The sequence below is a fragment of the Streptomyces mesophilus genome (genome assembly GCF_040300965.1).
Classification (GTDB): Bacteria; Actinomycetota; Actinomycetes; order Streptomycetales; family Streptomycetaceae; genus Streptomyces; species Streptomyces mesophilus_A.
On sequence record NZ_JBEPEW010000051.1, the window covers coordinates 1 to 21,512 of the forward strand.

Below are 21,512 nucleotides of genomic sequence, written 5' to 3' on the forward strand. Positions count from 1 at the left end.
GAGGAGCCCCCGGGCGGGGGGCCGCTCGCCGCGCTGGCGGCGGGAGTTGAGGCGCTGGACCACACAGGGGTGCCGGACCGCACAGGGGAGCCGGACCGCACAGCGGACGCGGACCACGCAGCGGACCCGGACCACGCAGGGAGCCCGGACCACGCAGGGAGCTCGGACCGTACAGAGGACCTGGACCACGCAGAGCGCCCGGACCGCACAGCCGAAGACCGGCCCGTCCTCGTCCTCTCCTCGGACCTCCCCTTCCTCGCCGAGCCGGCCGTGGACCTCCTCATCGGCGCGCTCCACGCGGCCGAAACGGCGGCCGAGGCCCCGCTCGACGGTGCCCTCTTCACCGACGCCACCGGCCGCGACCAGCCCCTCGTCGCCGTCTACCGCCGCAGTGCGCTGCGTCACGGTCTCGACCGTCTGCGCGCCGAACACGGCTCTTTCACCGGGCTGCCCCTCAGACTGCTCACCACCGGACTCGCGCTCACCCGGGTGACCGAGCCGGAAGGCTCCCGTGCCGCGTTCGACTGCGACACCTGGGAGGACATCGCCGCGGCCCGGGCACGGATCAGGGAGCATGAACGCGTGCTGGATGAATGGATCACCGCAGTCAAGGACGAACTGGGTCTCGACCTGGACGTCGACACCGCCCTGCTCCTCGACCTCGCGCGCGACGCCGCGCACGGCGTGGCGAGGCCCGCGGCGCCGTTGACGACCTTCCTGGTCGGCTACGCGGCGGCGCGCGCGGGCGGCGGCCCCGAGGCCGTCGCCGAGGCGACGCAGAAGGCCGTCGCTCTCGCCGCCCGCTGGGCCGACGAGGACCGGCCCGACAGCAAGCCGGCCGACCGGACCGACGTCACGCCGGACGCGGAGTGACCGGGAACCCCGCGTCCGGACCGGGCCGCCGCCGTACGCCGGACACCGCACCGCCCCGGCGCTTCTCCGCGCAGACCGGATACGCGCCGGCCGGCGCCGCCGACGACGGCGACCTGGAGGTCGACGAGGCCCTCGCGCTCGTCAACGAGGCGTCCGGCAGGGCGGGTTCCGGCCCCGACCCGATCCCCGGTGGCCGGACGCCCGAGCCGGCAGGTCAGGCGGACCGGGCAGCACAGGCGGCTCAGCCGATGCCGGGTACGCATGGCGGCCCCGCACAGCCGGGACACGGAGGTCCCGCACAGCCGGGACACAAGGAGAAGCACCACCACCCCCGGGCCACTCCCTGGCCCGAGGCCCGCGCCCGAGCCGCCCAGGCCGCTCGACGGGCGCCCCGCCGGGACGCCGCCCCCGTCCCCCTCGACGAGGCACTCGGCCAGATCCTCGCCACCCCGCTCACCGCCCTCACCGACCTGCCCTCCTTCGACACCTCCGCCATGGACGGCTGGGCGGTCGCGGGCCCCGGCCCCTGGGACGTCCGCGAGGAAGCGATCCTCGCCGGTCACGCCCGCCCCCGCCCGCTCGCCGACGGTGAGGCGGTACGGATCGCCACCGGCGCCCGCGTACCGCAGGAGGCCACCGCCGTCCTGCGCAGCGAGCACGGCCTCACCGACGACAAGGGCGGGCTGCATCCGCAACGCGAGGTCGTGCACGGCCAGGACATCCGGCCGCGCGGCCAGGAGTGCCGCAGCGGCGACCAGTTGCTGCCCGCCGGCTCCCTGGTCACCCCGGCCGTGCTCGGTCTCGCCGCCGCGGCGGGCTACGACGCGCTGGAGGTCCTCGCCCGGCCGCGGGCCGAAGTGCTGATCCTGGGCGACGAGTTGCTCACCGAGGGGCTCCCCCAGGAGGGCCTCATCCGCGACGCGCTCGGCCCGATGCTCCCGCCCTGGCTGCGCAGCCTCGGCGCCGAGGTCATCGCGGTCCGCCGCCTCGGCGACGACGCACAGGCCGTACTCAAGGCTGTCAAGGAATCCCCCGCCGACCTCGTGGTGACCACCGGAGGCACCGCCTCGGGCCCGGTCGACCACGTTCATCCGACGCTGAAGCGCCTCGGCGCCGAGCTCCTCGTGGACGGCGTCCAGGTGCGCCCCGGCCACCCCATGCTGCTGGCCCAACTCCCCGGCGGCCGCCACCTCGTGGGCCTGCCCGGGAACCCGCTCGCCGCCGTCTCCGGGCTGCTCACCCTCGCCGAGCCCCTGCTGCGCAAGCTCTCCGGACACCCGGCGGTCGAGCCGTATCACGCACCCACCAGGGACGAGATCCACGGCCACCCGCACGACACCCGGCTCGTCCCCGTCGTCCTGCGCGGCGACGAAGCCGTACCGCTGCACTACAACGGGCCCGCCATGCTGCGCGGTATCGCCGCCTCCGACGGCCTCGCGGTGGTGCCGCCGGGCGGTGCGAAGCCCGGCCAGGAGCTGGAGATTCTCGACCTGCCCTGGGCGCTCTCGCCGCTCTCGGCGCCTTTGCCGGGAGGCTGTTTCACGTGAAACAACACGGCAGCGATGTGATGGCGCGCAATGCCGACGAGCGCCTCACCAACGGCCGGATCCATCTGCCCAAGCGGGTCGTCGAACGCCCGCTGCAGCAGGTCGCCAAGCGCGTCACGATGGCGCTGTCCATCCTCGTCGCGACCGCTCTGCTCGTCTGGTTCGACCATGACGGCTACAACGACAACGTCGACGGCGAAGTCGATCTGCTCGACGCCTTCTACTACGCGACCGTCACCCTCTCCACCACCGGCTACGGCGATATCGCCCCCGCCAGTGACTTCGCACGGCTCATCAACATCCTCGTCATCACACCCCTGCGTGTGCTCTTCCTGATCATCCTGGTCGGCACCACTCTCGAGGTCCTCACGGAACGCACCCGGGAGGAGTGGCGGCTGAACCGCTGGAGGTCTGCCTTGCGTGACCACACCGTCGTCGTCGGCTTCGGCACCAAGGGCCGTTCGGCGATCCAGACCCTGTGCGCCACGGGTCTGAAGAAGATGCAGATCGTGGTCGTCGACCCCAGCAACAAGGTGATCGAGGCCGCCACCGCCGAGGGCTTCGTCGGTGTCGCCGGTGACGCCACCCGCAGTGACGTACTGCTCCGCGCCGAACTGCAGAAGGCCCGCCAGGTCGTCATCGCCACTCAGCGCGACGACACGGCCGTCCTGGTGGCGCTCACCGCCCGCCAGCTGAACCGTACGGCGAAGATCGTCGCGGCGGTACGGGAAGAGGAGAACGCCCCGCTGCTGCGGCAGTCCGGCGCCGACGCCGTCATCACCAGCGCCAGCGCGGCCGGCCGGCTCCTCGGCCTCTCGGTGCTCAGCCCCAGCGCGGGCACGGTCATGGAGGACCTCATCCAGCAGGGATCGGGGCTCGATCTGGTCGAGCGGCCGGTGATAAAGGCCGAGGTCGGCAAGAGCGTGCGGGAGACCGAGGACCTGGTGGTCAGCGTGCTGCGCGGTCACAGGCTTCTCGCCTACGACGACCCGTCGGCCTCCCCGCTGCAGCTGACGGACCGCCTGATCACCATCGTCCGGGCCACACCGTCCGCCCCGCAGCCGCCGGACACCCGGCCGCTTCCGCAGCAGTAGACGGCACCGGGCCCAGCAGGGAACGGCCCGGGCCCAGCACTCGACGGCCCGGGCCCGGCGGTAACGGCCCGGGCCTGGCTCAACCGCCGTACGCGCGGGGCGAGTAGCCTCGCCCGCATGTATGCGATCACGATCCCCGAACCCGGCGGACCCGAGGCGCTCCAGTGGGCCGAGGTCCCCGATCCCGTACCCGGTGAGGGCGAAGTCCTCGTCGAGGTGGCCGCGAGCGCGGTCAACCGTGCCGACCTGTTGCAGCGCCAGGGCTTCTACAACCCTCCGCCCGGGGCGTCCCCGTATCCGGGCCTGGAGTGTTCCGGGCGGATCAGCGCGCTCGGCCCCGGCGTGAGCGGCTGGTCCGTGGGCGACGAGGTGTGCGCGCTGCTCGCGGGCGGCGGATACGCCGAGCAAGTGGCCGTACCGGCCGGGCAGTTGCTGCCGGTGCCCGACGGCGTCGGTCTGGTCGAGGCGGCCGCGCTGCCGGAGGTCGTCTGCACCGTCTGGTCCAACGTGTTCATGGTGGCCCATCTGCGGCCGGGCGAGACGCTCCTCGTCCACGGTGGTGCGAGCGGGATCGGCACCATGGCGATCCAGCTGGCCAAGGCCATCGGCGCCAAGGTCGCGGTGACCGCGGGTGGCAAGGAGAAGCTGGAGCGCTGCGCCGAGCTCGGCGCCGACATCCTCATCGACTACCGCGAGCAGGACTTCGTCGAGGAGCTGCGCCGGGCGACGGACGGCGCGGGCGCGGACGTGATCCTCGACATCATGGGCGCCAAGTATCTGGACCGGAACATCAAGGCGCTGGCCGTCAACGGGCGGCTCGCCATCATCGGTCTGCAGGGCGGCGTCAAGGGCGAGATCAACCTCAACGCGCTCCTGAGCAAGCGCGCCGCGATCACCGCGACCTCGCTGCGGGCGCGCCCGCTCGGCGAGAAGGCGGCGATCGTCGCGGCCGTACGCGAGCATGTCTGGCCGCTGATCGGCGCGGGCCGCGTCCGGCCGGTGGTCGACCGGACGCTGCCGGCGAGCGAGGCGGCAGCGGCGCACCGGGTGCTCGAGGAGAGCGGGCACGTGGGGAAGGTGCTGCTCACGCTCACGCGATAGCGGGGCGGGTCCCCGTGCACGACATGACAGCCACCCGTTCCGGGTAGCCAGGAATCAGTCGGGATGCCGGATTTGTCACGCCATGTGACGCTGGCATCACCGGCTTCTTGGCGACTCGGACGGGGAGGGGTCGACCTCATGGCTCCACGGCTCGGAGCGTTGGCGCTTTTCGTGCTGCTGACGTGGGCGCCGGTTTCTCCGGTGTACGCGCAGCAGCCGGCGCCTCAGGAACAGTCCGCCACGCCGGAGCCGGATGCCTCACGTGCGGGCAGCCGCGCAGGCGACGGGCGTGAGCGGCCGGGCCGGCTCGAACCTGAGCCCACGCCCAGCGCTCCTGCCCTGCAGGACCCGTCCGCCTCGGCGTCGGCGACGCCCGGCGGTCCCACGCCCAGCGCCTCGGAGGGCGCGGCGGATTCGCCCGCGGCGGTCGGCACTCCGACGGACTCCCCCGTGGCCGGTGAGAGCTCCCCGCCCTCTCCGTCCGCTCCGCCCTCCTCGCCTTCTTCGCCCGCTGCGTCCGAGGCGGCTGACCCCGAGGCGGCGGCGTCCCAACTCCCCACTTCTGCGGGTGAGTCGACGCCCATGCCTGCGTCCCCTCGTACCAGCGCGGTCCCTCAGCACCACTCCGCCGGGCATGCACCCCGTGACGCCGCGGCCCGCGATGTGGTGGCGGATCCGGATGCGGCCGCGCAGGCGGCGTCGCCGCCTCGCACGGATCCGGCGCTGCATGTGTTGCCGGTGGGGACGGGGCTGGTCCTCATCGGGCTGGGGCTTGCTTTTCTGGCTCTGCGGCTGCGTCGGGGCTGAGGAGGGGGGTGTTTCCCCCACCCCGCCCCTTCCCGAAACCGGGGCTTCGCCCCGGGCCCCGCATCCGAACTTCGTTCGGATCTGCTCAAGCGCCGCAGGGGCTGAAAATTCTGCTCGAGCGCCGCAGGGGCTGAATCATCGACCCGGTTGGAGGGTGGATCACATCAGAACGGGGGCACCACCGTGATGTGAGTCGGGTGTGCGAGAGAATGGCGGCATGGAGATGCCGAGGAACGACAGGTCACCGGAGAACCCCCAGATCCTGGTCGTGGGCCAGGACGGAATGGCTCTCGGCGGAGGCGGCGACGATGAGTCCCGGGAGGTCCCGGTGACGGAAATGGTCGAGCAGCCTGCCAAGGTCATGCGGATCGGCAGCATGATCAAGCAACTTCTCGAAGAAGTGCGGGCGGCACCTCTGGACGAGGCGAGCCGCGCACGCCTGAAGGAGATCCACACCAGCTCCGTCAAGGAGCTCGAGGACGGTCTCGCGCCCGAGCTGGTCGAGGAGCTGGAGCGACTGTCGCTCCCGTTCACCGACGAGGCGACGCCGACGGACGCCGAGCTGCGTATCGCGCAGGCCCAGTTGGTGGGCTGGCTGGAGGGCCTCTTCCACGGCATCCAGACCACCTTGTTCGCCCAGCAGATGGCAGCTCGCGCCCAGCTGGAACAGATGCGCCGCGCGCTGCCCCCGGGCGTCGGCGGCCACGACGACGAGGAGGGCCCGGCAGCGGGCCGCTCCGGGGGCCCGTACCTCTAAGCCCCCGTCAGTCACGCAACGCGAGAGGCCCGGTCGGATCGACCGGGCCTCTCGCGTTGCGTGCGTACGTACTGCCTACTGCGGCGGGTTGCCCGTCGACACTTCCAGCGTGAGGTCCAGTTCGTCCTCGCGGACCTCGTCACCCGGTTCCGGATACTGCTCCATCACCGTGTCCTCGCCGTACGTGTTCTCGTGGTAGTCCTTCTCGTTGAAGTGCCAGCCCGCCGCCTGCAAGCAAGCCTTCACCGAGTCAATGTTCTTGTACCGGAAGTTCGGGACCTGGATCTTCTCCGGGTCCTGGCCCTCCTGAGGCTCGGTGCACTCTTCCCTGTCGATCTTCTTGGTGGTGTCCGGACCCTTGTGGCCCGCCCCCACCGACTCCGACGGCTTGGCCTCCGGGTCCTTGTCGCCGCCGTTCAGCGTCAGGGCCGTGATCAGGCCGCCGATCGCGAGCAGGGCCACGACGATCGCGCCGATGATCACCGACTTGTTGTTCCGGCCGCCGCCGCTGCCACCGCCGTTCGCGCCCGCCGACATCGGTGACGTCTGAGGCGTGAGGTTGTACGGGGGCGGGGTCGAGGAGCCCTGCTGGGGGCTGTACGCCGCCGGGGCCGGGGTCTGGTAGCCGGCCTGCTGCGGGTAGCCGTAGCCCGGGGTCGGCGCCGGGGTGGGCGTGCCGTACGGGTTCGGGTTGTAGGGCTGCTGTACGCTGCCTGGCCCGGGGGCCGGGGTGCCCGTGCCGACCGGCGGGAAGACCGCCGAGCCGACGCCCGAGCCGGCGGCGGACGGAGATCCGGGGACGATCGAAGGGGCCGAGGCCTGGAAGGACTGGGCCACGCGCAGACATTCGTCGCGCATCGCTTCGGCGGTCGGGAAACGCTCGTTCGGGTTCTTCTTCAGCGCGCGGGCCACCAGCGCGTCCACCGCCGGCGGCAGCGAGCGGTTGATCGAGGAAGGAGCGACCGGCTCCTCCTGTACGTGTGCATACGCTATGGCGAGCGGCGAGTCCGCCTCGAACGGAAGACGGCCCGTGACCAGCTGGAACAGCATGATGCCGACCGAGTAGAGGTCGCTTCGGGCGTCCACGCCGCGGCCGAGCGCCTGCTCGGGCGAGAGGTACTGGGGCGTACCGACGACCATGCCGGTCTGGGTCATCGACGTGACGCCGGACTGCATGGCCCGCGCGATGCCGAAGTCCATGACCTTGACCACATTGCGCTTGGTCATCATCACGTTGCCCGGCTTGATGTCGCGGTGGACCAGGCCCATCTCATGGCTGATCTCGAGCGCGGCGAGCACATCGGCGGTGATCTTCAGCGCCTTGTCCGTGGGCATCGCGCCGAACTGCGCGACGTCCTGGTCGAGCACCGAACCGAGCGGCCGGCCCTCGATGTACTCCATGACGATGTACGGCATCGTCGAGCCGTCCAGCTCGTCCTCGCCCGTGTCGAAGACGGAGACGATGTTGGTGTGGGTGAGCTTGGCCACGGCCTGCGCCTCGCGCCGGAAGCGCTCGCGGAAGGACTGCTCACGGCCGAGCTCGGTGTGCAACGTCTTGACCGCCACCTGCCGGTCGAGCGTCGCGTCGTACGCCAGGTGTACGGAGGCCATACCGCCTTCGCCGAGGAGGTCCCGCAGCTGGTAGCGGCCGCCCGCGAGGGACCGCCCCGTGTACCGGCCGCCGTGTGCGCCGTCCTGGCTCATGTCGCTGCGTCCCCCATCGGCGCCCAAGTGCGCGAAGATCCCTTGCTTTTCGGGCCAAGTCTGCCGTAGGCCACTGACACGTCAAGCCGGGTGCCCGTTCCGTGACCGTACGCGCAAGAACCGTCTTGTAAGCGTTACGGAGCCCGCACAGGATTTGCCCAGGAAGCCCCGCTGGGGGTTTGATGGCCGGTCCATCTCAACCGACGTGCTGCGCAAAGGCTGTAGCGTGGCTCGACGGAGACCGTAGGCACGACCCCGTCGCAATTTGTTCACCGTGGCGGATCAAGGCGGCGGAGCGCAGCCCGATGTGGCTGACTGCGGCGGAATACGGCCAAGGCGAGCAGGACGACAGGAAACGACGGCGAGGACTGATGGACCAGCAGCGCGCTCAGGGCCCGTCCGACCCCGAGGCGACTGGCGGCGGCGGAATGTCGGATACGCCTGAGTTCTGGGGCAACGGAGGACTGGTCGGAGACGGTCGTTACCGTCTGACCCACAGACTCGGCCGGGGTGGCATGGCCGAAGTCTTCGGCGCCGAGGACGTACGGCTCGGCCGTACCGTCGCGGTGAAGCTGCTCCGTTCCGATCTCGCCGAGGACCCGGTCTCCAAGGCCCGCTTCACGCGTGAGGCGCAGTCGGTGGCCGGTCTCAACCACCATGCGGTGGTGGCGGTGTACGACTCCGGCGAGGAGTTCTTCGGCGGCAACACCATCCCGTACATCGTGATGGAGCTCGTCGAGGGCCGCACGATCCGCGATCTGCTCCTGAACGCCGAAGCCCCGGGCCCCGACCAGGCGTTGATCATCGTCTCCGGTGTGCTCGAAGCGCTCGCGTACTCGCATCAGCACGGCATCGTGCACCGCGACATCAAGCCCGCCAACGTGATCATCACCAACACCGGTGCGGTGAAGGTGATGGACTTCGGCATCGCCCGCGCCCTGCACGGTGCGTCGAACACCATGACGCAGACCGGCATGGTCATGGGCACACCCCAGTACCTCTCCCCGGAGCAGGCGCTCGGCAAGGCCGTCGACCACCGCTCCGACCTGTACGCGACGGGCTGTCTGCTCTACGAACTCCTGTCGCTGCGGCCCCCGTTCACCGGTGAGACCCCGCTCTCGGTGGTCTACCAGCACGTCCAGGACATGCCGATCCCGCCGTCCGAGATGTCGGACGGGGTGCCGCCGGAGCTCGACGGCCTCGCGATGCGCGCGCTGGCCAAGGATCCGGACGACCGCTTCCAGAGCGCCGAGGAGATGCGGGGCCTGGTCCAGTACGCCCTGCAGATGCTGCAGGAGCAGGGCGGCCACACCGGCACGTGGAACACGGGCCCGGTGCTGATGCACGAGGGCGCCGGCACCCCGGCGATGGGCTCGCCCGCGCTCGGGCATCCCGACAGCGGTACGTCGCAGATCCCGGCGCAGCCGATGATCCCGCGCGGATCCGGCAGCGACGGATACGACGACGGCGGTTACGACGGGGACGGGAACCGGGGCGGCGGCCGCGGCAAGCTCTGGCTCCTCGTCGCGCTCGCGGTGATCGCCGTGATCGCGGGTGTCGCGTACGCGCTGCAGCAGGGCAAGGACAAGGAACCGCAGAACCCGGGGAAGTCGCCGTCCGTCACCCAGTCCGAGGAGTCCAAGGAGCCGACGGACGACAAGACGACGGACGAGGAGACGGAGCCGGGCGGCACGGGCGGCAACCAGACGACGGACGGGCCGACCACCGAGCCGCCGACCACCGAGCCGCCCACGACGACGCCGCCGACCACCGAGCCGCCCACGGACGACCCGACGACGGAGCCCGAGGACCCGCCGACCACGCCGGAGGACCCGCCGACCACGCCGGAGGACCCGCCGACCACGGCCGGGGACACGGACCCGCCCGCCGAGGGCTGAGCACGGGCACGGATCAAGGGCATACGAGATGGGGCCGACCACGCCACGTGGTCGGCCCCATCTCGTACGTCCCGGGTGCTACAGCACCTGCTGCAGCTGCCGCGTGTACGCCCCGTTCATGCTGTGCACCGTGACCACCTGCGGCTGGATGCGCATGTACACCGGCTCGAACAGCGCACCGTCCACGAAGTGCGGGGCGGGACCGAAGAGTTGGAGCTGCTCGACGGTCGGCTCGATGGCCTCGCACAGGCCCACGAGCTGGACGGACCACAGGCCGTCCGCGCCGGAGTTGAGATTGTCGGCGCCGTAGGCGACGACGCTGCCGATACAGGCCTGGTGGTAGCCGAAGCCCTTGTGCATACGGAGCAGCAGGGTGCCGTCCACGACGATGTGCCGGGCGAGGGCGAGGAAGGGCAGCGCTCGCATGCTGGTGGCCACGCGCCCGTGCGGGACGTGGGACAGCAGATCGAGGGCGCGGTTCTCATCGGTGGACATGTCTCCACTGTCCGCGACGACACGGCGTCGGGAAAGGGGCACCCGCCCCTCGTGGCCGGGGACGTAAGTCCCGAATAAAGCCGCAGTAAAGCGGTGGGAAACATGCGAAAGCCGCCGACGGGACCCGGAACAAGCAAAAACCGCCGACGGGACCAAGTCCCACCGGCGGCTTCAGTGCGCCCGGGGCGCGTTTCAGTGCTTTTCGGCCTGCATGCGCGCGACATAGGCGGCGGCCTGGGAGCGACGCTCCATGCCCAGCTTGGAGAGCAGGCTGGAGACATAGTTCTTGATCGTCTTCTCGGCCAGATGCAGCCGCTCGCCGATGGCACGATTCGTCAGACCCTCGCCGATCAGGTCGAGAATCTTGCGCTCCTGCTCGGTGAGGTTCGACATCCGGTCGTCGCCCTTGGGGTTGTTCCCGTCGCGCAGCCGCTCCAGGACACGGGCCGTGGCGACCGGGTCGAGCAGCGACTTTCCGGCGGCCACGTCACGTACCGCCGTAAGGAGCTCATTGCCGCGGATGGCCTTGAGCACATAGCCGGAGGCGCCGGCCATGATCGCGTCGAAAAGGGCCTCGTCGTCGGCGAACGAGGTGAGCATCAGGCATTTGATGTCCTCGTTCTGCGAGCGGATCTCGCGGCACACCTCGACGCCGCTGCCATCGGGCAGCCGCACATCGAGTACGGCCACATCGGGTCGCGTCGCGGGGATCCTTACCAGGGCGTCCGCAGCCGTACCGGCCTCGCCGACCACCTCGATATCCGCCTCGACGGACAACAGCTCATGAACTCCGCGACGGACCACTTCATGGTCGTCGAGAAGAAATACGGTGATTTTTCCTTCTTCGCGCACACCGCAAGTGTCACACACCGTCCCTTCCGCCGCTCCGGGCGCATCCCGTGAGTAGGCGATCCGGGAAAAGACAAGCCTTCCAATGCCGAGGGTGACCGGGATAACGTGCCCGTGTTCCGGCCCCTTGCAACGCGCTGACCAGCGGCTGTTCCCCATCTCCGGGATTTACTTGGAAATCCAAGCAAAATCGCAGGTCAGATGGGGTTTCGCAGATATGCGATCCCCTGGGTAACGTGCTTTGTACAGGGCGCTCGCCGGGGCACCTGTCACGCCTGTTCCCACATCCCGATCGCACCCACCCCGTGCGCGGGTACGGATACAGGTGAGCCGCACTGGTTCCCGGCCGATCCCGGGGGCCGGACCGACGGAGGAGTACACGTGACCGTGGAAAGCACCGCCGCGCGCACACCGCGCCGCACCAGCGGTGGCAAGCGCGCCGGGGGCAAGACCGCCACCAAGGCCGCGAAGACCGCGCAGGCCCAGGCCGCCGAGCCCGAGCTCGTACAGCTGCTGACCCCCGAGGGGAAGCGCGTCGAGCACCCCGACTACGCCATCGACCTGAGCGCCGACGAGCTGCGCGGCCTGTACAAGGACATGGTCCTGACCAGGCAGTTCGACGCCGAGGCCATCGCGCTGCAGCGCCAGGGCGAGCTGGGTCTTTGGCCCTCACTGCTCGGCCAGGAAGCCGCCCAGATCGGCTCCGGACGCGCCACGAAGGACGACGACTACGTCTTCCCCACGTACCGCGAACACGGTGTCGCCTGGTGCCGGGGCGTCGAGCCGAAGAACCTCCTCGGCATGTTCCGCGGGGTGAACAACGGCGGCTGGGACCCCAACAGCAACAACTTCCACCTGTACACGATCGTCATCGGCTCCCAGGCGCTGCACGCCACGGGCTATGCGATGGGCATCACCAAGGACGGCGCCGACTCGGCCGTCGTCGCGTACTTCGGTGACGGCGCCTCCAGCCAGGGCGATGTGATGGAGGGCTTCAACTTCGCCGCCGTCTACAACGCGCCGGTCGTGTTCTTCTGCCAGAACAACCAGTGGGCGATCTCCGAGGGCAACGAGAAGCAGTTCCGGGTGCCGCTCTTCCAGCGCGCCCAGGGCTTCGGCTTCCCGGGCGTCCGCGTCGACGGCAATGACGTGCTCGCCGTCCTCGCCGTCACCCGAGCGGCCCTCGACCGGGCCCGCCGTGGCGAGGGCCCGATGCTGATCGAGGCCTTCACGTACCGGATGGGTGCCCACACCACCTCCGACGACCCGACGAAGTACCGCAGGGACGAGGAGCGCGAGGCCTGGGAGGCCAAGGACCCGATCCTGCGCCTGCGTACCTACCTGCTCGCGGAGGGCCTGGCCGACGAGGCCTTCTTCAGCGAGCTCGAGGCCGAGTCCGAGGCCTTCGGCAAGAAGGTGCGCGAGGCCGTGCGGTCCATGGAGGACCCGGACATGATGGCGATCTTCGAGAATGTCTACGCGGACGGGAGCGCCCTCGTCGACGAGGAGCGCGCACAGTTCGCCGCTTACCAGGCGTCCTTCGCGGATGGGGAGGGCAAGTAACCATGGCCGTACAGAAGTTGCCCCTCGCGAAGGCGATCAACGAATCGCTGCGCAAGGCCTTGGAGACCGACCCCAAGGTCGTGCTCATGGGCGAGGACATCGGCAAGCTCGGCGGTGTCTTCCGCGTCACCGACGGCCTGCAGAAGGACTTCGGCGAGGACCGTGTCATCGACACCCCGCTCGCCGAGTCCGGCATCGTCGGCACCGCGATCGGCTTGGCACTGCGCGGCTACCGGCCCGTCGTGGAGATCCAGTTCGACGGCTTCGTCTTCCCCGCGTACGACCAGATCGTCACGCAGCTCGCCAAGATGCACGCCCGCTCGCTCGGCAAGGTCAAGCTGCCGGTCGTCATCCGCATTCCGTACGGCGGTGGCATCGGCGCGGTCGAGCACCACTCCGAGTCGCCCGAGGCCCTGTTCGCGCACGTCGCCGGCCTCAAGGTGATCTCGCCCTCGAACTCGCAGGACGCGTACTGGATGCTCCAGCAGGCGATCCAGAGCGACGATCCGGTGATCTACTTCGAGCCCAAGCGCCGCTACTGGGACAAGAGCGAGGTCGACACGGAGACCATTCCGGCTCCCGTGCACTCCGCCCGCACCCTGCGCCAGGGCACGGACCTGACCCTGGTGGCGTACGGCCCGATGGTGAAGGTCTGCCTCGAGGCCGCCGCCGCGGCCGAGGAGGAGGGCAAGTCGATCGAGGTCCTGGACCTGCGGTCGATGTCCCCGATCGACTTCGACTCGATCCAGGCCTCTGTCGAGAAGACCGGCCGTCTTGTGGTGGTCCACGAGGCTCCCGTCTTCTACGGTTCGGGTGCGGAGATCGCCGCGCGGATCACCGAGCGGTGCTTCTACCACCTCGAGTCCCCCGTGCTCCGGGTCGGCGGTTTCCACGCGCCGTATCCGCCGGCGCGGCTCGAGGAGGAGTACCTGCCGGGCCTCGACCGGGTGCTCGACGCCGTCGACCGCTCGCTGGCGTACTGAGGAGAGGGTCGTGACCACCATGACTACTGACGCTCGCTTCCGTGAGTTCAAGATGCCGGACGTCGGCGAGGGACTCACCGAGGCCGAAATCCTCAAGTGGTACGTCCAGCCGGGCGACACCGTCACCGACGGGCAGGTCGTCTGCGAGGTCGAGACCGCCAAGGCCGCGGTCGAACTGCCGATTCCTTACGACGGTGTGGTGCATGAGCTGCGCTTCCCCGAGGGGACGACGGTCGATGTCGGCCAGGTGATCATCTCGGTCGATGTGGCGCCGGGGTCCGCCCCTGCCGAGGCGCCGGCCGAGGCTGCTGCTCCGGCCGCCGCTCCTGCCGCTCCCGCCGAGGAGACCGCCGCCGAGCCCGAGGGCCGTCAGCCGGTCCTCGTCGGATACGGGGTGTCCCAGAGCTCGACGAAGCGGCGGGCGCGCAAGGAGGCTCCCGGGGTTCCCGCCCAGGAGTCCGGCGCTCCCGCGGGTACGTACTACGCCTCGCCTGCCGCTGCCGCGGTCCAGGCGGAGCTGAACGGTCAGGCGCCGGCCGAGCCCGAGGCCCCGTCCGCGCGGCCGCTGGCCAAGCCGCCGGTGCGCAAGCTGGCCAAGGACCTCGGGGTGGACCTCGCGACGGTCACGCCGTCCGGGCCCGACGGGATCATCACGCGTGAGGATGTGCACGCGGCGGTGGCTCCGGCGCCCGCGGCGGCCCCCGTTTCACGTGAAACAACTCCCGCCGCCCAGGCTCCCGTTCAGGCCGCGCCCGTCGCGGCGGGTGCGCGCGAGACCCGTATCCCGGTCAAGGGTGTCCGCAAGGCCACCGCGGCCGCGATGGTCGGCTCGGCCTTCACCGCGCCGCACGTCACGGAGTTCGTGACCGTCGACGTCACGCGCACGATGAAGCTGGTCGAGGAGCTGAAGTCCGGCAAGGACATGCAGGGGCTCCGGGTCAACCCGCTGCTGCTCATCGCGAAGGCGCTGCTCGTCGCGATCAAGCGGAACCCGGACGTCAACGCCGCCTGGGACGAGGCCGCTCAGGAGATCGTGCTCAAGCACTACGTGAACCTGGGCATCGCGGCGGCGACTCCGCGCGGTCTGATCGTGCCGAACATCAAGGACGCGCACGACAAGACGCTGCCGGAACTGGCGTCCGCGCTCGGCGAGCTGGTGTCCACGGCCCGTGAGGGCAAGACGACTCCGGCGGCCATGCAGGGCGGCACCGTGACGATCACCAACGTGGGCGTCTTCGGGGTCGACACCGGTACGCCGATCCTGAACCCCGGCGAGTCGGCGATCCTCGCGGTCGGGGCGATCAAGCTCCAGCCGTGGGTGCACAAGGGCAAGGTCAAGCCGCGTCAGGTGATGACCCTTGCCCTGTCCTTCGACCACCGCCTGGTCGACGGGGAGCTCGGCTCCAAGGTCCTCGCGGACATCGCGGCGGTCCTGGAACAGCCGAAGCGTTTGATCACCTGGGCCTAGTGCCTGGAGAGTAAGGGCCCGGGGTGCTCCGCATCCCGGGCCCTTCGCACTTCACCCCGGGCCCTTCGCACATCAGCAGAACCTGCAGGAAGAACCACCATGCGCCTCACCACAGCCCCCTGGGTGCTGCTCGCCACCTTCTCCGGGACCCTCATAGCCCTGCAGTCCCGGATCAACGGGGAGCTCGCCGCCGGGCTCGGCAAGGACGGGTTCGCCGCGGCGGTGATCTCGTTCGGGTCCGGGTTCGTCGTGCTCGCGCTCGGGCTGCTCCTCTTCGCCGAGCCCCGGCGGGGTGTGCGGCGGGTCCTCACCGCCGTACGAGAGCAGCGGCTCAAGTGGTGGCAGGTCGTCGGCGGCTTCGGTGGCGCGACCTTCGTCCTCGCCCAGGGACTGACCGTCACCGCACTCGGCGTCGCGCTCTTCACCGTGGCCGTCGTGGCCGGGCAGGTCGGCGGCGGTCTGGTCTTCGACCGGATCGGACTCGGGCCCGCCGGACCGCAGCGGCCCACCCGGCGCCGGGTCGTCGGCGCGGTCCTCGTGCTCGTCGCCGTCGGGATCTCCATGGCCGACAAGGTCGGCGGCGGATTTCCGTACGCGATGCTGGCACTCCCCCTCGTCGCCGGTGTCTGCGTCAGCTGGCAGCAGGCCGTCAACGGCCATGTGAAGAACACCGCCCGCTCCGCCTACACCGGCACCTTCTTCAACTTCGCCACCGGAGCGGCCGCCCTGCTCGCCGCCTTCCTCGTGCACGCCGCGTTCGCCGGCCTGCCGGCCGGGCTGCCCACCCGGCCGTATCTCTACGTCGGCGGGCTCGTCGGGATCGTGTTCATCACCATCGCCGTCGCCGCCGTCCAGAAGCTGGGCGTCCTGGTGCTCGGACTGTGCACCATCACCGGCCAGTTGATCGGCTCCCTCGCCCTCGACGGTCTGCTCCCGCACGGCGATACGGAGATCACCCCCGCGACCGTCGCCGGCGCCGCGCTCGCTCTCGTCGCCGTGGTGATGGCGGCGGTGGCGGGAACGCGGACGGGCCGGGTCGTCGCCTCCTCCGAGACGACGAACCGGCCCGCTGCCGAGTCCACGGAGCCGCTGTCGCGCTGAGGGCGCAGGGCCCGTAGCGGCTAGTCGCGCTGGGCGCCCGGCGGCAGCTTCCGCAGCTGCATCGTCGACGCGGTGCTCGTGCCGAAGCCGTAGTCGAGCAGCTTCGCGGCGTCGTTGAAGCGGTCGGTGCCGTTCAGGATGACGCCGGTGTAGGTCTTGCCGTCCTTGGTCGCCGTGAACACCAGGCAGGGACCGGCCGCGGTGCCCGTACCGGTCTTGATGCCGAGGGCGCCGCCGTACGAGCCGAGCAGCTTGTTGGTGTTGTACCAGGTGTACTTGCGCGTGCCGCCCGTGGACGTCGTCGCGTACTCGTACTTCTTGGTGGTCTTCACGACACCGCGGAACGTCGCCGACTTCATCCCGTGCTGCGCGAGCTTCGCGAGGTCACGGGGCGTCGTGTAGTTGTTGCCCGTGGTCGAGATGCCGTCGAACGAGTCGAACTTCGTGTTGGTCATCCCGAGCGCGGTCGCCTTGCTGTTCATCTTGCTGATGAACGACTTGGTACGCGCCGATTCGGTGGTGCCGCTGCCGAAGGCGTCGGCGAGCGCGTACGCGGCGTCGCAGCCGGACGGCAGCATCAGACCGTAGAGCAGCGAGCGCACGGTGATCTTGTCGCCGGTGCGCAGGTCCGCGGTGCTGGCGCCGTTGCGGGCGACGTAGTCCCGGTAGGACTGCTTGATGGTGACCTTGCGGTTCAGGTCAAGGCCCGGGGTGTCGAGCACCACGGCCGCCGTCATGACCTTGGTGGTGCTGGCCATCTGGCGCTTGATGTCGGCGTTCTTGCCGTACTTCTTGGCCCCGGTGGCGTTGTCGAGGAGGAAGGCCCCCTTGGCACTGAGCGTCGGCAGGGTCGCCGCGGCCTGCGCGGGAGAGATCAGCGGCTGGACGGCGAAGGCGATGCCGCCGGCGACCACGGTGGCGATGGCGCCGTTGCGGATGCGCGCGCGATTGCGGCTGCGCCGGTGGGTGCCCTTAATGGCAGATATCAACTCAACAGCTCCGAAAGGTGTGTTCACCGACGGGCACCCTTGATGTGATGCCCGTAGACCAGACGGACGAGTGGTGCGGATGGATGTACGGGAGGTGGAAATGGAGTGTCACGATTCGGCTCACCCCGTGTCCGCCCCCGGGCCCGGCCGTCGGCCCCTCGGATCCGTCCGCCCGTCCCCTCGGATCCGTCCGCCCGTCCCCTCGGATCCGTCCGCATCCCGGACGCGCCCTCCACTTGCGTACGTGTTGTATCTAAGCTGTGCGCATGCCCGCAGCACCCGCCCCCGCCCTGAAGTCCCTGAAGCAGCCCCCCGCCGCAGAGCGCGTCTACCAGCACGTCAAGCAGGCGGTTCTGGACCGGCGTTACGAGGGCGGCACGCTGCTCACCGAAGGGGAGCTGGCCGCCGATGTCGGGGTCTCGCGCACCCCCGTACGGGAGGCGCTGCTCAAGCTGGAGGTCGAGGGGCTCATCAAGCTGTACCCGAAGAAGGGTGCGCTGGTGCTGCCCGTATCGGCGCAGGAGATCGCCGACGTGGTCGAGACGCGGCTGCTCGTCGAGGAGCACGCGGTACGCAAGGCCGTGCCCGCGTCGCCGCGGCTGATCGCGCGCCTCGAGGAACTGCTCGGGCAGCAGCGGGAGCAGGCCGCCGCCGGCGACTACACGGGCGCCGCGCAGTCCGACCGCTGCTTCCACGCCGAGATCGTGCGCAGCGGCGGCAACGAGATCCTCTCCAGGCTCTACGACCAGCTCCGCGACCGGCAGTTGAGGATGGGCATCGCCGTGATGCACTCCCACCCCGACCGCACCACCAAGACCCTGGGCGAGCACGGCGAGATCCTCGAGGCCCTGCGCGCGGGTGACGCGGACCGGGCGGTCGCCGTGATCCACCGGCACATCGGCTGGTTCCACACGCTCGCGCGCGGGGAAGCCCGATGAGCGAGCGAAGCGAGCGAATCAATAAGAGGTGCGCGCTGTGCTCACAGCCCGCCGAGCGAAGCGAGGCTGGCGCATGAGCGCTGCCGCCGTACGTCTGCCGGGGGATCCGCCCGGCGGCCGGCGCGCCGTGATGGTCTGGTCGATCGGTGTCGCCGTCTACTTCGTCGCGGTCATCTTCCGTACCTCGCTGGGTGTGGCGGGCCTCGATGCCGCCGAGCGCTTCGACGTCGGGGCCTCCGCCCTGTCGACCTTCTCGATCCTGCAGCTCCTCGTGTACGCGGGCATGCAGATACCCGTCGGCCTGCTCGTCGACCGCCTCGGCACCAAGAAGGTGCTGACCATCGGCGCGGTGCTCTTCACGCTCGGCCAGCTGTCCTTCGCCCTCGCGCCCTCGTACGGGATGGCGCTCGCCGCCCGCGCCCTGCTCGGCTGCGGTGACGCGATGACCTTCATCAGCGTCCTGCGCCTGGGCACCCGCTGGTTCCCCGCCCGCCGCGGCCCGCTGGTGGCCCAGCTCGCCGGTCTGATCGGCATGGGCGGCAACCTCGTCTCCACCCTGCTGCTCGCCCGACTTCTGCACGGTGTCGGCTGGACCGCCGCGTTCGTCGGCAGCTCGCTCGCCGGTGTGGTCGTCCTCGTCCTGATGCTGCTCTTCCTCAAGGACCACCCCGAGGGCCAGGCCCCCGAGCCGGTGAAGCCGTCCGGGCCGCAGGGCCTTGCTTCCGTACGAGGTCAGATCACCGCGGCCTGGCGCGAACCCGGTACGCGGCTCGGCCTGTGGGTGCACTTCACCACGCAGTTCCCGATGATGGTGTTCACGCTGCTCTGGGGGCTGCCGTTCCTGGTCGAGGCGCAGGGCCTGAGCCGGGACACCGCCGGTGAACTCCTCACGCTCACCGTCCTGTCGAGCATGACCATCGGCCTCGTCTACGGCCAGATCATCGCCCGCCACCACAAGGCCCGCACCCCGCTCGCGCTCGGCACGATCGCCCTGACCGCGCTCCTGTGGGCGGCGACGCTCGGCCTGTCCGGCGACCGTGCGCCGCTGTGGCTGCTCATCCTGCTCTGCATCGGACTCGGCACCTGCGGTCCGGCCTCGATGATCGGCTTCGACTTCGCCCGCCCGGCCAACCCGCCCCAGCGCCAGGGCACCGCGAGCGGCATCGTCAACATGGGCGGCTTCGTCGCCTCCATGACGACCCTGCTCGCGGTCGGTGTGCTGCTCGACGCGACCGGCGACAACTACCGCATCGCGTTCTGCTCGATCTTCGTCCTGGAAGCGCTGGGTGTCACCCAGATCCTGCGCCTGCGCCGGCACGCGGCCCGCCGCGAGCGCGAACGGCTCGTGGCCAGCCGCGTGGAGGTCGTGCACGTACCTGCGTAAGCCAGGAATCTCTACGGAGTGATCACGAAGTTGTCGATGATGGCCTGCGCGAGGACCTGATCGCCCTCGACCTTGATCCGGTCGGCGACCGCGGCCGGCTTCACGCGTCCGCAGGCCAGCTTGTAGAAGACCTCCCAGTCGAGCGCGAGCGTCACGGCGGGACCGAGCGAGGGGGCGCCGTCGATGGTGCCCTTGCCGTCGGCGTCGACCCGTACCGTACGAAGGAAGTCCACCGGGCCGTGCACATCGAAGACGACGGCCGAATTGGCGGGCGCACCGGCCCGCTTGGCGACCACCTTGGGCAGCCAGAAGAGCATCACGTCGCGGGCGACGAGGGCGCCGGGGGAGTCCAGGTTGCCGGGCTTCTTCAGCGAGGTCCGCAGGTCCTGCTCGTGCACCCAGATGTCGAACGCGCGGCGGCGCATGGACTCTTCGAGCGTCTCCTCGCTGCCGAGCGGGCCGCGCACCTTGGTCCCGGGATCCCGCGTCTCGTTCCGCAGCTGCCGTGAGCGCCGGATGATCGTGTACTCCAGCTCGGAGGTCATCTCGGGCGCGGTGTGGTGCCGGCGCACGTCGACCTGCATCTCCATGTACCGCTGCGACTCCGTCTGTACGTGGTACAGGTCGCGCGGCAGCGTGTGGATGGGCCGCGGATCGCCGAGCATCTCGCAGTCGACGCCTATGACATGGGAGACGACATCGCGCACCGACCAGCCGGGGCAGGGCGTCGCCCAGCTCCACTCACCCTCCGCGAGCGGCTGCACCAGCTCGGATATCGCTTCCACGGAGTGGGTCCAGGCGTCGGCGTAGGACTGAAGGCTGGGATGGAGACTCACAGGACGGGACCCCTCGGGCGGTTCGGGTGCGCGGGCTCGGCGGCGGCATGCAGAAGAGGCTCTCGCGCCCTTAAGTTACGCTGCCACGAGGGCCCCTTGCAGTGCTTTCGAGTGACGATCGTAGGTCCTGATTGACCCGGGCCCGCCGGTTCGAATGCCAGGACGGTGGTAGTGTGCGCGCCTCGCTCATCCAGATCGCGGTAAACCCGGATGAATCGGTCAATTCCCGTCGCGAGTACGTGGGTTCACTGGTACGGGAGGAAGCCGGCGCCGATCTGGTCGTGCTGCCCGAGCTGTGGCCGACCGGGGCCTTCGCGTACGAACTCTTCGCGCAGGAAGCCGAATCGCTCGAAGGGCCGACGCGCGAGGCGATGGCCAAGGCCGCGCGCGACGCCGGAGTCTGGCTGCACGCGGGCTCGATCGTGGAGCGCGCGAGCGACGGCACCCTCTACAACACGGCCCTGGTGTTCTCCCCCGACGGCGAACTCGCCGCCACGTACCGCAAGATCCACCGCTTCGGCTTCGACAAGGGCGAGGCGGTGATGATGGGCGCGGGCACCGCGCCCGTGACCGTCGCGCATCCGGCGGCCACGCTCGGCGTCACCACTTGCTACGACCTCCGCTTCCCCGAGCTCTACCGGACGCTCGTGGACCAGGGAGCCGAGACCCTGATCGTCTCCGCCGGCTGGCCGGAGCGCCGCCGCGCCCACTGGACGCTGCTCGCGCAGGCGCGCGCGGTCGAGAACCAGTGCTTCGTGCTCGCGGTCGGCACGGCGGGCACGCACGCGGGCGTGGAGCAGGCCGGGCACTCGATCGCGGTGGACCCCTGGGGCGAGGTGCTCGCCGAGGCGGGAGCCGGCGAAGAGGTGCTGCGCGTGGAGTTCGACCCCGCCCGCGTGGCCGCCACCCGTGAACAGTTCCCGGCGCTCAAGGACCGCGTCCTCGGCCTGGACGCTCCGTCACGCCCGCGCTGACGCACCGTAGTCACCGGAAGGTTCGCCCGCCGGGCCGGAAAACCCCGTCACCCGCATGGGCTTCGCCGATCGCGGCGCCCCGGGGCCGGTGTTCTGATGATCGAAAATCGGTCACTGTATGCAATCACTTGCATACGTGACGTCATCATCA

19 protein-coding genes are annotated in these 21,512 nt (G+C 70.2%); 13 read left to right on the plus strand and 6 right to left on the minus strand.

What is annotated here, in order from left to right; genetic code table 11:
* The 4 genes from ABT367_RS19375 to ABT367_RS19390 form a co-directional block, all read left to right on the plus strand.
* Positions 1-873, plus strand: an 873-nt coding sequence (locus ABT367_RS19375) for a DUF6457 domain-containing protein (RefSeq protein WP_434975495.1), incomplete at its 5' end; no start/stop codon positions are given.
* A 113-nt stretch (positions 874-986) separates the two neighbouring features.
* Positions 987-2,420, plus strand: coding sequence for a molybdopterin molybdotransferase MoeA (locus tag ABT367_RS19380; RefSeq protein ID WP_352254346.1), 1,434 nt, complete (start codon positions 987-989; stop codon positions 2,418-2,420).
* Entirely contained in the window at positions 2,408-3,514 is a 1,107-nt protein-coding gene (locus ABT367_RS19385; RefSeq protein ID WP_434975496.1) for a potassium channel family protein, read from the plus strand. The genes ABT367_RS19380 and ABT367_RS19385 overlap by 13 nt, the downstream gene beginning before the upstream one ends.
* A gap of 117 nt (positions 3,515-3,631) precedes the next feature.
* A complete protein-coding gene (locus tag ABT367_RS19390; RefSeq protein WP_352254311.1) occupies positions 3,632-4,615 on the plus strand; it encodes an NAD(P)H-quinone oxidoreductase in 984 nt (327 codons plus the stop codon).
* A gap of 224 nt (positions 4,616-4,839) precedes the next feature.
* Here ABT367_RS19390 and ABT367_RS19395 read toward each other — a convergent pair whose 3' ends face one another.
* A complete protein-coding gene (locus ABT367_RS19395) occupies positions 4,840-5,199 on the minus strand; it encodes a hypothetical protein (protein WP_352254312.1) in 360 nt (119 codons plus the stop codon).
* Positions 5,200-5,639: 440 nt separating this feature from the next.
* Between ABT367_RS19395 and ABT367_RS19400 the strand changes: the two genes are divergently transcribed.
* Positions 5,640-6,179, plus strand: a complete 540-nt coding sequence (locus tag ABT367_RS19400; RefSeq protein ID WP_165334656.1) for a bacterial proteasome activator family protein — start codon at positions 5,640-5,642, stop codon at positions 6,177-6,179.
* A 75-nt stretch (positions 6,180-6,254) separates the two neighbouring features.
* Here ABT367_RS19400 and ABT367_RS19405 read toward each other — a convergent pair whose 3' ends face one another.
* Positions 6,255-7,883, minus strand: a complete 1,629-nt coding sequence (locus tag ABT367_RS19405; protein ID WP_352254313.1) for a protein kinase domain-containing protein — start codon at positions 7,881-7,883, stop codon at positions 6,255-6,257.
* 368 nt (positions 7,884-8,251) lie between these two features.
* On the opposite strand from ABT367_RS19405, the gene ABT367_RS19410 reads away from it, so the two are divergent.
* Complete coding sequence (locus ABT367_RS19410) at positions 8,252-9,781, plus strand: protein kinase domain-containing protein (RefSeq protein ID WP_352254348.1); 1,530 nt, start codon at positions 8,252-8,254, stop codon at positions 9,779-9,781.
* Between the two features lie 78 nt (positions 9,782-9,859).
* On the opposite strand, the gene ABT367_RS19415 is transcribed toward ABT367_RS19410, so the two are convergent.
* Together ABT367_RS19415 and ABT367_RS19420 are read right to left on the minus strand one after the other, a co-directional pair.
* Positions 9,860-10,276: a pyridoxamine 5'-phosphate oxidase family protein gene (locus ABT367_RS19415; protein WP_199550218.1), complete on the minus strand. Its 417-nt coding sequence runs from the start codon at positions 10,274-10,276 to the stop codon at positions 9,860-9,862.
* Positions 10,277-10,468: 192 nt separating this feature from the next.
* A complete protein-coding gene (locus tag ABT367_RS19420) occupies positions 10,469-11,128 on the minus strand; it encodes a response regulator transcription factor (RefSeq protein WP_352254314.1) in 660 nt (219 codons plus the stop codon).
* Positions 11,129-11,506: 378 nt separating this feature from the next.
* Here ABT367_RS19420 and pdhA point away from each other — a divergent pair, with 378 nt between their 5' ends.
* The 4 genes from pdhA to ABT367_RS19440 all read left to right on the plus strand — a co-directional run bounded on the left by pdhA (position 11,507) and on the right by ABT367_RS19440 (position 16,240).
* Complete coding sequence (pdhA, locus tag ABT367_RS19425; RefSeq protein WP_352254315.1) at positions 11,507-12,688, plus strand: pyruvate dehydrogenase (acetyl-transferring) E1 component subunit alpha; 1,182 nt, start codon at positions 11,507-11,509, stop codon at positions 12,686-12,688.
* A 2-nt stretch (positions 12,689-12,690) separates the two neighbouring features.
* Positions 12,691-13,671: an alpha-ketoacid dehydrogenase subunit beta gene (locus ABT367_RS19430; RefSeq protein ID WP_352254316.1), complete on the plus strand. Its 981-nt coding sequence runs from the start codon at positions 12,691-12,693 to the stop codon at positions 13,669-13,671.
* 10 nt (positions 13,672-13,681) lie between these two features.
* Entirely contained in the window at positions 13,682-15,139 is a 1,458-nt protein-coding gene (locus ABT367_RS19435) for a dihydrolipoamide acetyltransferase family protein (protein WP_352254317.1), read from the plus strand.
* A gap of 99 nt (positions 15,140-15,238) precedes the next feature.
* Positions 15,239-16,240 carry a DMT family transporter gene (locus tag ABT367_RS19440; RefSeq protein WP_352254318.1) on the plus strand — a complete coding sequence of 334 codons (1,002 nt, stop codon included), beginning with the start codon at positions 15,239-15,241 and terminating at the stop codon, positions 16,238-16,240.
* A 20-nt stretch (positions 16,241-16,260) separates the two neighbouring features.
* Here ABT367_RS19440 and ABT367_RS19445 read toward each other — a convergent pair whose 3' ends face one another.
* Entirely contained in the window at positions 16,261-17,178 is a 918-nt protein-coding gene (locus ABT367_RS19445; RefSeq protein ID WP_434975497.1) for a D-alanyl-D-alanine carboxypeptidase family protein, read from the minus strand.
* Positions 17,179-17,495: 317 nt separating this feature from the next.
* Between ABT367_RS19445 and ABT367_RS19450 the strand changes: the two genes are divergently transcribed.
* Together ABT367_RS19450 and ABT367_RS19455 are read left to right on the plus strand one after the other, a co-directional pair.
* Positions 17,496-18,167, plus strand: a complete 672-nt coding sequence (locus ABT367_RS19450) for a GntR family transcriptional regulator (RefSeq protein ID WP_352254319.1) — start codon at positions 17,496-17,498, stop codon at positions 18,165-18,167.
* A 73-nt stretch (positions 18,168-18,240) separates the two neighbouring features.
* Positions 18,241-19,551: an MFS transporter gene (locus ABT367_RS19455; protein WP_352254320.1), complete on the plus strand. Its 1,311-nt coding sequence runs from the start codon at positions 18,241-18,243 to the stop codon at positions 19,549-19,551.
* A gap of 11 nt (positions 19,552-19,562) precedes the next feature.
* Here the strand turns inward: ABT367_RS19455 and ABT367_RS19460 are convergent, their stop codons facing one another.
* Positions 19,563-20,387, minus strand: a complete 825-nt coding sequence (locus ABT367_RS19460; RefSeq protein WP_352254321.1) for a maleylpyruvate isomerase family mycothiol-dependent enzyme — start codon at positions 20,385-20,387, stop codon at positions 19,563-19,565.
* Between the two features lie 173 nt (positions 20,388-20,560).
* On the opposite strand from ABT367_RS19460, the gene ABT367_RS19465 reads away from it, so the two are divergent.
* Positions 20,561-21,361 carry a carbon-nitrogen family hydrolase gene (locus ABT367_RS19465; protein ID WP_352254322.1) on the plus strand — a complete coding sequence of 267 codons (801 nt, stop codon included), beginning with the start codon at positions 20,561-20,563 and terminating at the stop codon, positions 21,359-21,361.
* The last annotated feature ends 151 nt before the right edge of the window (positions 21,362-21,512 follow it).

Excerpts from the sequence above, each read along its gene's own strand:
- ABT367_RS19390 (WP_352254311.1), top strand. The coding sequence starts at position 3,632 with ATGTATGCGATCACGATCCCCGAACCCGGCGGACCCGAGGCGCTCCAG.
- ABT367_RS19395 (WP_352254312.1), bottom strand. The coding sequence starts at position 5,199 with ATGGGCGTCGACTCACCCGCAGAAGTGGGGAGTTGGGACGCCGCCGCC.
- ABT367_RS19400 (WP_165334656.1), top strand. The coding sequence starts at position 5,640 with ATGGAGATGCCGAGGAACGACAGGTCACCGGAGAACCCCCAGATCCTG.
- ABT367_RS19405 (WP_352254313.1), bottom strand. The coding sequence starts at position 7,883 with ATGAGCCAGGACGGCGCACACGGCGGCCGGTACACGGGGCGGTCCCTC.
- ABT367_RS19415 (WP_199550218.1), bottom strand. The coding sequence starts at position 10,276 with ATGTCCACCGATGAGAACCGCGCCCTCGATCTGCTGTCCCACGTCCCG.
- ABT367_RS19430 (WP_352254316.1), top strand. The coding sequence starts at position 12,691 with ATGGCCGTACAGAAGTTGCCCCTCGCGAAGGCGATCAACGAATCGCTG.
- ABT367_RS19440 (WP_352254318.1), top strand. The coding sequence starts at position 15,239 with ATGCGCCTCACCACAGCCCCCTGGGTGCTGCTCGCCACCTTCTCCGGG.
- ABT367_RS19450 (WP_352254319.1), top strand. The coding sequence starts at position 17,496 with ATGCCCGCAGCACCCGCCCCCGCCCTGAAGTCCCTGAAGCAGCCCCCC.
- ABT367_RS19455 (WP_352254320.1), top strand. The coding sequence starts at position 18,241 with ATGAGCGCTGCCGCCGTACGTCTGCCGGGGGATCCGCCCGGCGGCCGG.